The organism is Rhodococcus tibetensis (assembly GCF_024438035.1).
GTDB classification, from domain to species: Bacteria; Actinomycetota; Actinomycetes; order Mycobacteriales; family Mycobacteriaceae; genus Rhodococcus_F; species Rhodococcus_F tibetensis.
Genome location: NZ_JANFQF010000005.1, coordinates 161,800 through 174,760, shown reverse-complemented (window position 1 = coordinate 174,760; position 12,961 = coordinate 161,800). Strand labels below are relative to the sequence as shown.

General features: G+C 65.9%; 11 protein-coding genes. 3 read left to right on the top strand and 8 right to left on the bottom strand.

Annotation, left to right across the window (positions count from 1 at the left end; translation table 11 throughout):
- Positions 1–35 precede the first annotated feature (35 nt).
- Positions 36–1,784 (top strand): malto-oligosyltrehalose trehalohydrolase, encoded by a 1,749-nt coding sequence (gene treZ, locus NOF53_RS07810; protein WP_255966971.1) that lies wholly within the window; start codon positions 36–38, stop codon positions 1,782–1,784.
- Here treZ and NOF53_RS07805 read toward each other — a convergent pair.
- The gene (locus NOF53_RS07805; RefSeq protein WP_255966970.1) at positions 1,736–3,316 is read right to left on the bottom strand and encodes an MFS transporter; all 1,581 of its coding nucleotides are present in this window, start codon (positions 3,314–3,316) and stop codon (positions 1,736–1,738) included. The genes treZ and NOF53_RS07805 overlap by 49 nt on opposite strands.
- Before the next feature lie 124 nt (positions 3,317–3,440).
- Between NOF53_RS07805 and NOF53_RS07800 the strand changes: the two genes are divergently transcribed.
- Positions 3,441–3,965: a TetR/AcrR family transcriptional regulator gene (locus NOF53_RS07800; RefSeq protein WP_255966969.1), complete on the top strand. Its 525-nt coding sequence runs from the start codon at positions 3,441–3,443 to the stop codon at positions 3,963–3,965.
- Position 3,966: 1 nt separating this feature from the next.
- Here the strand turns inward: NOF53_RS07800 and ilvA are convergent, their stop codons facing one another.
- Together ilvA and NOF53_RS07790 are read right to left on the bottom strand one after the other, a co-directional pair.
- Entirely contained in the window at positions 3,967–5,316 is a 1,350-nt protein-coding gene (ilvA, locus tag NOF53_RS07795) for a threonine ammonia-lyase IlvA (RefSeq protein WP_255966967.1), read from the bottom strand.
- A gap of 50 nt (positions 5,317–5,366) precedes the next feature.
- Positions 5,367–5,801: a nitroreductase family deazaflavin-dependent oxidoreductase gene (locus NOF53_RS07790; protein WP_255966965.1), complete on the bottom strand. Its 435-nt coding sequence runs from the start codon at positions 5,799–5,801 to the stop codon at positions 5,367–5,369.
- A gap of 145 nt (positions 5,802–5,946) precedes the next feature.
- On the opposite strand from NOF53_RS07790, the gene NOF53_RS07785 reads away from it, so the two are divergent.
- Positions 5,947–6,189 (top strand): hypothetical protein, encoded by a 243-nt coding sequence (locus NOF53_RS07785; protein ID WP_255966963.1) that lies wholly within the window; start codon positions 5,947–5,949, stop codon positions 6,187–6,189.
- A gap of 1 nt (position 6,190) precedes the next feature.
- Here the strand turns inward: NOF53_RS07785 and dnaE are convergent, their stop codons facing one another.
- The 5 genes from dnaE to lspA all read right to left on the bottom strand — a co-directional run bounded on the left by dnaE (position 6,191) and on the right by lspA (position 12,938).
- Positions 6,191–9,727 (bottom strand): DNA polymerase III subunit alpha, encoded by a 3,537-nt coding sequence (gene dnaE / locus NOF53_RS07780; protein ID WP_255966961.1) that lies wholly within the window; start codon positions 9,725–9,727, stop codon positions 6,191–6,193.
- A 98-nt stretch (positions 9,728–9,825) separates the two neighbouring features.
- Positions 9,826–10,743, bottom strand: a complete 918-nt coding sequence (rarD, locus tag NOF53_RS07775) for an EamA family transporter RarD (protein WP_255966959.1) — start codon at positions 10,741–10,743, stop codon at positions 9,826–9,828.
- Positions 10,740–11,444, bottom strand: coding sequence for a hypothetical protein (locus NOF53_RS07770; RefSeq protein ID WP_255966957.1), 705 nt, complete (start codon positions 11,442–11,444; stop codon positions 10,740–10,742). Before NOF53_RS07770 ends, rarD begins: the two co-directional genes overlap by 4 nt.
- Complete coding sequence (locus NOF53_RS07765; RefSeq protein ID WP_255966955.1) at positions 11,416–12,342, bottom strand: RluA family pseudouridine synthase; 927 nt, start codon at positions 12,340–12,342, stop codon at positions 11,416–11,418. The genes NOF53_RS07770 and NOF53_RS07765 overlap by 29 nt, the downstream gene beginning before the upstream one ends.
- Positions 12,339–12,938 (bottom strand): signal peptidase II, encoded by a 600-nt coding sequence (gene lspA, locus NOF53_RS07760; protein ID WP_255966954.1) that lies wholly within the window; start codon positions 12,936–12,938, stop codon positions 12,339–12,341. The genes NOF53_RS07765 and lspA overlap by 4 nt, the downstream gene beginning before the upstream one ends.
- Positions 12,939–12,961 lie beyond the last annotated feature (23 nt).

Genomic DNA, 12,961 nt, shown 5'->3' with positions numbered 1-12,961 from the left:
CTGCACGGCGCACGAGGGCAAGGCATGCTTATCGGGTGCACACTTTCGAGGTATGGGCCCCGATTCGGACAGCTGTTCGCGTGGAGGTCGACGGCCGACGTCACGACATGACACGGTCGCCCGACGGCTGGTGGCGAGCGGATGTCGAGGCGTCTGCCGACTCCCGGTACGCGTTCCTTCTCGACGAGGACGACACCGCCCTCCCCGACCCCCGTTCGCCGCGCCAACCCGACGGTGTGCACGCACCGTCTCAGCTGCACACCCTCGACCGGGACGCGTGGACGGACTCGCGGTGGAACGGTCGCCAGCTCGCCGGGGCCGCCATCTACGAACTGCACATCGGAACCTTCACGCCGGAAGGGACCTTCGCCGCTGCGGTCGACAAGCTCGACCACCTCGTCGAGCTCGGTGTCGATTTCGTGGAAGTGATGCCGGTCAATGGTTTCAACGGAACCCATAACTGGGGATACGACGGCGTCCTCTGGTACACCGTGCACGAGGCATACGGAGGTCCCGACGGCTTGCAGGCCCTGGTCGACGCCTGCCATGCCCGCGGGCTCGGGGTGGTACTCGATGTGGTCTACAACCATCTGGGACCGTCCGGAAATTACCTCGACCGCTACGGCCCTTACCTGGCGCAGGGCGCGAACACGTGGGGTCGCAGCATCAATCTGGACGGTCCTTCCAGCGACCACGTACGGCGCTACATCATCGACAATGCGCTCCGCTGGTTCGAAGAGTTCCATATCGACGCACTGCGTCTCGACGCGGTCCACGCGCTCGTCGAGCACACCGCGACCCACCTTCTCGAACAACTGGCTGTCGAGACCCGCCGCCTTTCTGCCCATCTGGGTCGGCCGCTGACCCTCATTGCGGAAAGTGATCTGAACGATCCGAAATTGATCACGCCGCGCTCTGCCGGTGGATACGGCCTCGACGCGCAGTGGGACGACGACTTGCATCACGCCGTCCATGCCGCGGTGTCGGGCGAGCGGCAAGGCTATTACGGTGACTTCGGATCGCTCGCGTGCCTGTCGGAAACACTGCGCCAGGGCTGGTTTCACGCCGGAACATACTCGACATTCCGAGGGCGCATCCACGGACGCCGTCTGGACACCCGGCAGATTCCGGCCAGCGCACTGGTCACCTACACCTGCACACACGACCAGGTGGGCAATCGGGCGACCGGCGACCGCCCGGGCGCCTATCTCGACTCCGGGCAGCTGGCCGTGAAGGCGGCGCTCGTGTTGTGCTCGCCGTTCACGCCCATGCTGTTCATGGGTGAGGAGTGGGGGGCGAGCACACCGTTCCAGTTCTTCACCTCGCATCCCGAGCCCGAGCTGGCACGGGCCACGGCGGAGGGTCGCAAGGCCGAGTTCGCCGAGCACGGCTGGAGCACCGAGGATGTCCCGGACCCGCAGGACCCGCAGACCTTCGAGCGCTCGAAACTCGACTGGGAAGAACGGGGGCGTGCACCACACTCCCGGATACTCGACTGCTATCGCGCGTTGCTTCGTCTGCGACGTGAACGCATCGAGCTGACCGACCCGTGGCTCGACGACCTGTCCGTCGACTACGACGAGGACGACCGCTGGATCGTAGTGCACCGCGGTGCGCTGCGTCTCGCGTGCAATCTCGGGTCGGACCCGGTGACCGTGCCGGTCGGCGGCTCCCCCGTGTTGTGGTGGGAGCCGCCGAAGCAGGACGAGACCGCGTCAGCGACGGTAGTGCCGGGTCACTCGTTCGTGGTGCTCGACGCCTCGAGTGCGGTCACCTCGGTCTGACCGCCACGCAGCATCCGAAGCACCAGCACCGCGGTGGCGAACAGGATCAACGCGGTGGCGCCTGCCGCAACGTGCATGCCGTCGACGAACGCGGTTTGCGCCGACTCGAGGAACACCGAGCGCGCCATCTCCGGAAGATGGTCGGCTTCGGCGACCGCAGCACCGAGCGTGCCTCGGGCGGCGTCCACTCGTTCCGGTTCCAGCATCGACGTATCGAGGCCGCCGCGGAAGAGGGCCATCACCACGCTGCCCAAGACCGCGACACCCAACGCCACGCCGAGTTCGTAGGCCGTCTCGGACACGGCCGAGGCGGCGCCCGCCCGCTCCGGCTCGACGGCGCTGACGACGAGATCGGATGTCAGGGTCAGCGCAATGCCGACACCGGCGCCTGCGAGCGCGAAGCCGATGACGAACATCGTGGGCGCACCGTCGACACTCAGTGTCAGCATCAGCGCCGCACCCAGTCCGGCGACCGCGAGACCGCCTCCGAGGACGTGGGATGTCCGCCACCTGCCCACCATCCAGGCGGCGGCGAGCGCGGTGACAGCACTCAGCAGCATTCCGGGCAGCATCAGCACACCCGATTCCAATGCGGTGTTACCCAACACCAGCTGTAGATACTGGGAACCGAAGAACAGCACACCGGCCAGGGCGAAGATGGACAGCAGGTTCGTGAGCACCGCCGTGGAGAAGGCCGGCTTGGCGAACAGTCCGACGTCGATCATCGGATCCTGCATGGCGCGCTGCCTGCGTACGAATGCAACGCCCGAGACCAGGCCCACCAGCCCGATCGCGAGGAGTACCGGGTCGAACCCATGCACCACCGTTTCCTTCACCGCGTACACGAGCGGCAGCATCGTCGACATCGACAGCGCAGCGCCGAACAGGTCGAAGCGGCCGGGGGCCGGATCCTTCGACTCGGGGATCACGAGCGGTCCGGCGACGATGAGGACGGCCATCACCGGGATGTTGATCAGGAACACAGAACCCCACCAGAAGTGCTCGAGAAGCCAGCCACCGATCAGGGGGCCCGCCGCGGTTCCGCCGCCGGCCATCGCACCCCACACACCGATTGCCAGCGTGCGTTCGCGGGGGTCGGCGAAGATCGTCCTGATGAGCCCGAGCGTCGCCGGCATGAGGGTTGCGCCGGAAACGCCCTGCAGCACTCGGGCCGCGATGAGCATCTCCGGGGTCGGCGCCCACGCCGCGATCAACGAGGCCACACCGAACCCGGCAGCACCCACGAGCAGGAGGCGCCGACGGCCGATGCGGTCGCCGAGGGTGCCCATCGTGATCAGCAGACCGGCGAGCACGAAAGAGTAGACATCGATGATCCACAGCAGCTGGGTGCTGCTCGGCTCGAGGTCGGCACTGATGAAGGGCAGCGCGAGATCGAGCACCGTGCCGTCGACGGCGATGAGCAGTACAGCGAAGGCTAGAACGACGAGTCCGAGCCAGTCTCGGCGCGAAGCGGATGCCTGATCCGGCGCGCCGAAGGCGTCGTTGATCCCGCGATCCATGGAGACAGACATGGTTTTCCTGCGACTTTCCCTTGGAGGGCCGGCACGGTAGGTAAACCGTCCAGCCGGTACAGTCGGCTACTGTACCGTGAACCGTCCGGACGGTAAAGTCGTTTTCCAGGTACAGTGCCTCTCCATGGCTGCCGGTACGCGCGATCGAATACTCGACGCCCTCGAAAAGCTGTTACTCGACGTGGGAATCGCTCAGGTGACGCTCGAGTCGGTCGCCGCCGAGGCGGGGGTCTCCAAGGGCGGTCTGCTGTACCACTTCCCCAGCAAAGAGGCACTCTTGGCGGCGATGGTGCGCCGCCTCGGCGAGCGCGCCGACGCCCAGCTCGCCGACGCCGTCTCCGGCGGCACCTCGCTGTCCGAGTGGTACTTGCAGGTTCCGGATGCGAGCACAACCGAAGAGCTGGCACTCTATCGATCCACGATCGCCGCACTGCGCAGCGTCGACGGGCAGCACGACGAGATCCAGCGCGCGGTCATCGAGGTCATGCGCGGCTGGGACGAAGGTCTCCAGAGCGAAATCGACGACCCGGTGCAGGCCGAGATCGTCCGACTGGTCGGCGACGGAATCTACCTCGCCGCACTACTCGGACTCCCCCTGCCCGAACCCGAGTTGTACGGCAAGGTCGTGGAGCGACTGCTCCAGGAGTAACTCAGGTCAGGTAGCGGTACGCCGGGCTGCCCGGTTCCAACCGCTCCACCTGCATCTGCGAGTGCTCCATCCGCTCGAGCAGGTCGCCGAGTCCGTCCGCACTCCCGAGTTCGATACCCACCAGCGCCGCGCCGGTCTCACGGTTGTTCCGCTTGACGTACTCGAACAACGTGATGTCGTCCTCCGGACCGAGTACCTCGTCGAGGAATCGGCGCAGCGCGCCCGGTTCCTGCGGAAAGTCGACGAGGAAATAGTGCTTGAGACCGAGATGCACCAGCGAGCGTTCCAGAATCTCGCCATACCGGGAGACGTCGTTGTTGCCGCCCGAGACGAGGCACACCACGGTCGAACCGGACTCGAACGTGATGTTGCCGAGCGCAGCGACGGACAGGGCACCCGCCGGCTCCGCAATGATGCCCTCGTTCTGATACATCTCGAGCATGGTGGTGCACAAGGCACCCTCGTCGAGATTCGTCATGACGAAACTTTCCGGATCGAGCCGGATCGTCGACCCATCGGCCTGCAGCAGAGCCGTGTGCGAGACCACCTCGGCGCCGAGCGCGGACACGACAGCGAACGGCAGGTCACCGACGCGCTTCACCGAGGCACCGTCGACGAACGGATCGATCTCCGACAACGTCACCGGAGCACCGGCCACCAAGGCGGCCGTCATCGACGCCGCGCCGGTCGGCTCCACACCGACGAGGGCAGTGCGGGGCGCATGGGCGCGCAGATACGTCGCCATACCGGCGATGCAGCCGCCGCCCCCGACCGGAACGACCACGGTGTCGGGAACCGTTTCGAGCTGCGCGAGGATCTCGGCGGCGATCGTCCCTTGGCCCGCCGCAGTGCGTGCGTCGTCGAACGGCGGGACCATCGTGGCACCGGTGCGCAGTACATCGGCTGCGGCAGCAGCAGCCGCGGCGTCGTAGGTCTCCCCCGTCAAGATGAGTTCGACGAATTCTCCGCCGTGCGCGCGGATACGATCGCGCTTCTGCTTCGGCGTATTAGACGGAACATAGATTCGTCCGACGATTCCCATTGCGCGACAGGCGAATGCGACCCCTTGCGCGTGGTTGCCCGCGCTGGCCGTCACCACTCCCGCCGCACGTTCGCCCGGGGCGAGCTGGGCCATCAGGTTGTAGGCGCCGCGCAGCTTGTAGGAGCGGACCACCTGGAGGTCCTCACGCTTGAGGTAGACATTCGCGCCGGTGAGCGCCGACAGTCGCTCGCTCCACTGCAGCGGCGTCGCGTCGATCACGTGGGAAATTCGCTCGATCGCCGCGTCGATCTCGCCCACTGTCAGGGGCGAGGTGATGTTTCGGGCTGCGGTATCGGGCGATGTGGACACCCGAATATGTTCCCACCACGGCAGCCCGCAGTACCAGCCGGGGCGAATTCTCAGGCGAGCTCGAGAACGAACACGGGAATTTCCCGGTCCGTGTTCTTCTGATATTCGGCGTAGTCGGGGTACGCGGCGACTGCACGCTCCCACCAGGCGGTCTTCTCCTCGCCGGTTACCTCCCGCGCCACCATGTCCTGCTTGCGCTGTCCGTCCCGGAGCTCGACGTGCGGATCGGCCTTCACGTTGTAGTACCAGACCGGGTTCTTCGGAGCGCCTCCCAGGGACGCCACCACCGCGTAGGTGCCGTCGTGCTCGACGCGCATCAGCGGTGTCTTGCGAAGCTTCCCGGATTTCGCACCGCGGGTGGTCAACAGCACGACTGGCCGTCCATTGAGCGTCGTACCTTTGGTGCCGTCGCTCGATTCGATCAACTCCGCCTGATCTGCGGCCCACTTGGACGGACTGGGTTCGTATTCACCTGTGAGTGGCATGCGTCCAGTGAACCCCGACCGCCGAGAACGCGCCACCGAACGCCCCGAACCAACGGCTGGCAGCGAGTGTTCGTTGGACCGAACTCACAGTTGCGCGTACCCTGATCGTCACGCACGGATCTACGAACAGCGAGGTGAACCCGCGATGACGACATCCGACACGCCGATTGCTCATGTCTCGGTCAGCCACCGCACTCCCCGCACGGTGGACCTTGCCGGTACCGCGTGGCCCCTCTACAAACTCGAAGCCGTCGCCGTCGGGTTGCTGGTCTTTGTGGCTGTCCTCGCCGTCACCGAGACAGCGCAGGTGGCCGTGCTCACCGCCGCCGCCGTCGCGGTGGTGGTCTGGTGGGTACGCCGACTCTTCCCCGACGCCCCACCCGAGTAGCTCACACCGACAGACAGCTGGGCCCCAGCAGCGCCTTGAGGTCGCCCATCAACGCCGAAGACGGCTCCACGCGCAGCACGTCGTCCACCTTCCACAGCGTGATTTCGGTTCCGCCGATCAAACGCACGTGCACATCGGACGTCCCCGGGTGCCGCGTCAGTACCTGCCGGAGCGCGCCCAGCTTGTCTTTGGTGCACTGGCGCAGCGGGAGGCTCACCGCCAACGGCTTCGCGACACCGACGGCCGAAAGATCCGGCACTGCAAGGTCATTCGCAATGAGTGAAATCCGGTCGTCACGCACCGACACCCGCCCCTTGACGAGGACGACGGAGTCCTCGGTGACATCCATCCCGTACACGGAGTACGCCTGCGGGAAGAACAGCACCTCGATACCACCCGAAAGATCCTCGAGCTGCGCCGACGCCCACGTCAGACCATTCTTGTTGATCCGCCGATTCACCGAGGCGAGAATGCCGCCGACCGTGACCTGGGTACCGTCCTTGACATCGCCTTCCAAAATGGTGGGAATCGCTGTGTCGGACTGGGCGGACAGGACGTGCTCGACGCCGTTGAGCGGATGCCCGGAGACGTAGAGGCCCAGCATTTCCCGCTCCAATGCCAGCCTGTGCTTGCTGTCCCATTCCTCGTCGGGAATCTTGACGTTGAACACCGAGGAGATCGATTCGTCGGCGTCGTCGCCCCCGAACAGGTCGAACTGGCCGATGGCCTCAGCTTTCTTGGTGCCCATCACCGCGTCGATCGCATCGGCGTGGACGAGCATGAGCCCCTTGCGGGGATGGCCCAGCGAGTCGAACCCCCCAGCCTTGATCAACGATTCGGTGACCTTCTTGGAGCAGGCCGCGGCATCGATCTTGTTGAGGTAGTCCGAGAAATCCACGAACTTGGACTTCTCCTTGCGCGCCTTGATGATCGACGCCACCACATTGGCACCGACGTTGCGTACCGCGCCCATGCCGAAACGAATGTCTTCACCGACCGAGGCGAAGTTGACTTCCGACTCGTTCACGTCGGGCGGCAGCACCGTGATCCCCATCTTGCGGCAGTCCGCCAGGTAGATGGCGGCCTTGTCCTTGTCGTCACCCACCGATGTGAGCAGGCCGGCCATGTACTCGGCGGGATAGTTGGCCTTGAGGTATCCGGTCCAGAACGACACCAGTCCGTAACCGGCGGCGTGGGACTTGTTGAAGGCATAACCGGCGAACGGAAGGATGGTGTCCCACAGCGCCTTGATCGCGGGCTCGGAGAAGTTGTTGGCGAGCATGCCCTCGCGGAAACCGGCGTACGCCTCCTCCAGGACCGAGAGCTTTTTCTTACCCATGGCTCGACGGAGAATGTCTGCCTGTCCGAGCGAGTACCCGGCCACCTTCTGAGCGATCTGCATGATCTGCTCCTGGTAGACGATAAGGCCGTAGGTGTCGGCGAGGATCTCCTTCAGAGGCTCCTCGAGCTCCGGGTGAATGGGCTTGACCTCTTGGCGACCGTTCTTGCGGTCGGCATAGTCGTTGTGCGCGTTCATGCCCATCGGACCGGGCCGGTACAACGCGAGCACCGCGACGATGTCCTCGAACCCGGTGGGCTGCATGCGTCGAAGCAGATCGCGCATAGCGCTACCATCGAGCTGGAAGACACCGAGAGTGTCACCCCGCGACAGCAATTCGTACGTTGCCGGGTCGTCGAGCGGCAACGTGTCGAGGTCCAGGTCGATGCCCCGGTTGGCCTTGATGTTGTCGATGGCGTCACCGATGACGGTGAGGTTCCGCAGTCCGAGGAAGTCCATCTTCAGCAGGCCGATGGCCTCGCACGACGGGTAGTCCCAGCCGGTGATGATGGCGCCGTCCTGGGCGCGCTTCCACACGGGGATGGCGTCCATCAGCGGTTCGGACGACATGATCACCGCGCAGGCGTGGACGCCCGCGTTGCGGATCAGGCCTTCGAGGCCCTTGGCAGTCTGATAGATCTTCGCGACGTCCGGGTTGGAGTCGATGAGGGCGCGAACCTCCACCGCTTCCTTGTAGCGCTCGTGATCCGGATCGGTGATGCCCGACACCGAGATGTCCTTGGCCATGATCGGCGGCGGCAGCGCCTTGGTGATCTGGTCCGCGATCGCGAAACCGGGCTGGCCGAACTGGACCCGGGCGGAGTCCTTGATGGCCGCCTTCGTCTTGATGGTGCCGAACGTGATGACCTGGGCGACGCGGTCGCTGCCCCACTTGTCCGTCGCGTAGCGCACCATCTCGCCGCGACGGCGGTCGTCGAAGTCGATATCGATATCGGGCATGGAGACGCGCTCGGGGTTCAGGAACCGCTCGAACAGCAGACCGTGCGGGATCGGATCGATGTTGGTGATACCCATCGCGTAGGCGACGAGCGACCCCGCGGCGGAACCTCGGCCGGGACCGACTCGGATGCCGACCTCACGCGCGTGGTTGATGAGGTCACCGACGACGAGGAAGTAAGCGGGGAAACCCATTTCGAGGATGACGCCGATCTCGTAATCGGCGCGGGCGAGGTACTCCTCCGGCGGTCCGTCGGGGAACCGACGGTCCAGTCCGCGCATGACCTCCTTGCGCAGCCAGGTGCCCTGAGTCTCGCCCTCGGGGACCGGGAAGATCGGCATCCGGTCGTGATGCGCCCACACGTCGTCGTACGACTGGACCCGCTCGGCGATCAGCAATGTGTTGTCGCACGCGCCGGGCACCTGGTCGTCCCACAGGGCCCGCATCTCCGCGGCCGACTTCAGGTAGTAGCCGTCGCCGTCGAACTTGAACCGGGTGGGGTCGGACAGCGTCTTACCGGTCTGGATGCACAGGAGGGCCTCGTGGTTCTCCGCGGCTTCCTTGGTGACGTAGTGGCAGTCGTTGGTGGCGAGCGGCGGAATCTCGAGTTTCTTGCTGATCTCGAGCAGGCCCTCACGAACCCGTCGCTCGATCGACAGTCCGTGGTCCATCAGCTCGAGGAAGAAATTGTCCTTGCCCCAGATCTCCTGCCACTTGGCGGCGGCCTCGAGGGCCTCCCGGTCGTGGCCGAGTCGCAGCCGTGTCTGGATCTCACCGGACGGGCAGCCCGTGGTCGCGATGATGCCCTCGTGGTGGGTGGCGATGAGCTCTTCGTCCATCCTCGCCCACTTGCCGAGTTGACCCTCGATCGACGCGAGCGAGGACAGCTTGAACAGGTTCCGCAGACCGGTTGCGTTCTCCGCGACCATCGTCATGTGGGTGTACGCACCGCTACCGGAGACGTCGTCCGACTTCTGGCTGCGGTCACCCCACAGAACCCTTTTGGTGTTGAAGCGCGATTCCGGAGCGACATAGGCCTCGATACCGATGATCGGCTTGATGCCCTGCTTCTTCGCCACGTTGTAGAACTCGCTGGCGCCGTACATGTTGCCGTGGTCGGTCATCCCTACCGCCGACATCCCCAGCCGCTCGGCCTCTTCGAACAGGGGGCCGACCTTGGCCGCACCGTCGAGCATCGAGTACTCGGTGTGATTGTGCAGATGTACGAACGAGTCAGCCACGTGCGCCTCTCTGAAGGTCTGGGAGCCTCACGAGTGTAGGCCCTCGGACCGACACCACCGGTCGCCGCGACGGGGTGTCGGCGAACTCGTGACGAGAGTTACTGGACTGGCTCCTGTGACGATCGGAGGGTACGTCGGCCGCGCCGGACCCGCACCAGCGCATCGGTTGTGAAGATCGCAAGCGCCAGCCAGATCAACGCGAAACCGATCCACCGGGAGGCCGGCATGTCCTCGTGCAGGACAGCCACGCCCCACACCATCTGCAGGGCCGGCGTCAAGTACTGCAACATGCCGAGGGTGCGCAGCGGCACCCGTTGCGCCGCAGCGCCGAACAACAGCAGCGGAAGCGCGGTCACCGGGCCTGCGGCGATGAGGAGCAGGCTGTGGCCCGGCCCGTGCCCGAGGAACGTGCCGGTACCCGCGACTGCGAGGAATACGAGATAGCCGAGTGCGATCGGTCCGGCGACGATGCCTTCCGCGGTGAGGCTGGTTCTCGGGTCGAGCGGCATCACCTTCTTGCAGAGGCCGTAGAGCGCGAAGGACAGCGCCAGAGTGAGGGCGATGAACGGCGGATGTCCGTAGTCGACGGTGATCACGACGACCGCCGCGGCGGCGAGCGCGAGGGCTACGATCTGCGCGGGCACCAGACGCTCCCGGAAGATCACGACACCCAGGAGAACGCTCACCAGCGGATTGACAAAGTACCCGAGCGCGGTCTCGACCACCCGGTCCGACGTCACGCCATAGATGTACGTGCCCCAGTTGACCGCGATCAACGCCGACGCGGCGGCCACGAGCAGCCAGGTCCGGACACCGAGTCCGCGCAGCGAGCGGATTCGCCCGGACACCCACAACACCACGAGCATCAGCGCCAGCGTCCACACCACCCGGTGGGCGAGGATCTCCACCGAGCCTGCCGGGCCGAGAACGCCGAAGAACGCGGGAAACGCACCCCAGAGCACGTAGGCGCCGACTCCGCAGGCCACGCCGACGGTCTCCGTCTTCCGCGCCTTCACGAACCGCCTCCGGACACCGCACCGTCGTCGGGTCCGGGCGTCACTGTCTCGCCCTGCTCGGGCAGGAGTGGCCGTATCGCGAAACGTCCGAACACCGCGTCGGTGTGTAGTGCCTCGACGGCGCGGACCGCCGAGGCCGACTGCAGTTCCCTCAACCGGTCGAGGTCCCCGCGGACCACGATGGCGATCACGCAGGCACAGTTCTGCGCGAACTTCTCGGAGGACACCTCGGCAATCTCTCCCTGCCGGACCGTCTCACCGGTCATCCTCTGAACCCGGCCGGACGCCAGGACGTGGGCGCGCTCGATCGCCGCGTCGCCCGAGGCGACCGAGACCGGCACGAGCGGCGTCTGGACGCGGTCGAGTGGAAGCCGGAACAGCAACTGTGACACCCGTACGGCGGCCGCGACCTCGAGCACGGTCTCAGAGGACACCGGCAAGGTGAACGACACCAGCGCCCAGTGCTCGTTCCCGAGGGGTTGTTCCAGCGAACGGGACGCACGTACCAGATAATCGGACACCAGCTCCCCGTTGTCGGGACCGAGAGCGTCGGACGTGACGAGCCGGGTCCGAACCGGATTGGTGATCCCCAGCGCGATCACCAGGAGGAACACCAGGGCGATCGTGACACCGATCGCGGCGGCGACTCCAGTCGGGCGGCCGCGGTTCACCTCAGCTGGACCGGAGAACCTCGAGAGCATCCTCGAGGTCTTTCGGATACTTGGAGGTGATCTCCACCCACCGCCCGTCCGCCGGATGCGCGAAACCGAGCGATCGGGCGTGCAACCATTGGCGCTCGAGACCGAGCCGTTCCGCCAGTCGCGGGTCCGCGCCGTAGGTGAGGTCGCCGCAGCAGGGATGCCGCAACGCCGCGAAGTGCACGCGGATCTGGTGGGTCCGCCCCGTCTCGAGGTGAATGTCCAGCAGGCTCGCCGCCTGGAACGCTTCGACGGTGTCGTAGTGCGTGATGCTGGGCTTGCCGTCCGCGGTGACCGCGAATTTCCAGTCGTTGCTGCGATGCCTGCCGATCGGTGCGTCGATGGTTCCGCTACTCGGATCGGGGTGGCCCTGCACGAGGGCGTGGTACCGCTTGTCGATGGTCCGCTGCTTGAACGCACGCTTGAGAAGCGTGTACGCGCGTTCCGACGTGGCCACCACCATCACGCCCGACGTGCCGACGTCGAGCCGATGGACGATGCCCTGACGTTCGTGTGCACCCGAGGTCGAGATCCGGAAACCTGCGGCGGCCAGGCCGCCGATCACCGTGGGACCGGTCCAGCCCACACTTGCGTGCGCGGCCACCCCCACGGGCTTGTCGACGGCGACCACGTCCTCGTCGGCGTACAGAATTTCCATACCTTCGACGGGTTCCGCCTCGATCGTCAGGGGGCGCGGCGGCTCCGGCAATTCCACCTCCAGCCAGGTGCCGGCGGACAGGCGATCGGACTTCCCGACCGGCGCTCCGTCGACGAGAACCGAGCCGTCCTCGGTGAGCTGCGCGACGGCGGTTCTCGAGAGCCCGAGCAGTCGCGCGAGGCCGGCGTCGACCCGCATCGAGTCGAGCCCGTCCGGGACCGGCATCGACCGAGTTTCCCTCACTTCTTCTCCACCGCCTTACGTGTTCCGTCCGGTTCCAGGCCGATCAGGGTGAGCACAACGAGTAACACCGCACCACACACGATGCCGGAGTCGGCCACGTTGAACACGGGCCACCAGCCGACGGAGACGAAGTCGACGACGTGTCCCTGCATCACTCCCGGCGCGCGGAAGAACCGGTCGACGAGGTTGCCGAGAGCACCACCGAGGACGAGTCCCAGACCGAGCGCCCACCACGGTGACCGCAGAGTCCGCCCGATGCGCACGACACCGACCACCACACCGACGGCCACGAGCGTGAGCAACCACGTCATACCCGTGGCCATCGAGAACGCGGCACCCGGGTTGCGCACGAGCCGCAGCGTGACGACGTCGCCGATCACGGGAACCGACTCCCCCGGCGCGATGTTGGCGACGGCGAGCACCTTGGTCACCAGGTCGGTGACCAGTACTACACCGGCGATCGCGAACAGCAGCGGCATGCGCTCATAGCGCGTGGACGAGGGTGCTGCTGCGGTGGACGTGGCACTGTCGTTCGGGTCTTCGGCGGCGGTGTCGTTCTCGGCCGCGGGGTCTTGACTCACCCGTCCATCATCCACTACGCGGGCAAGCCGCCGTTCAT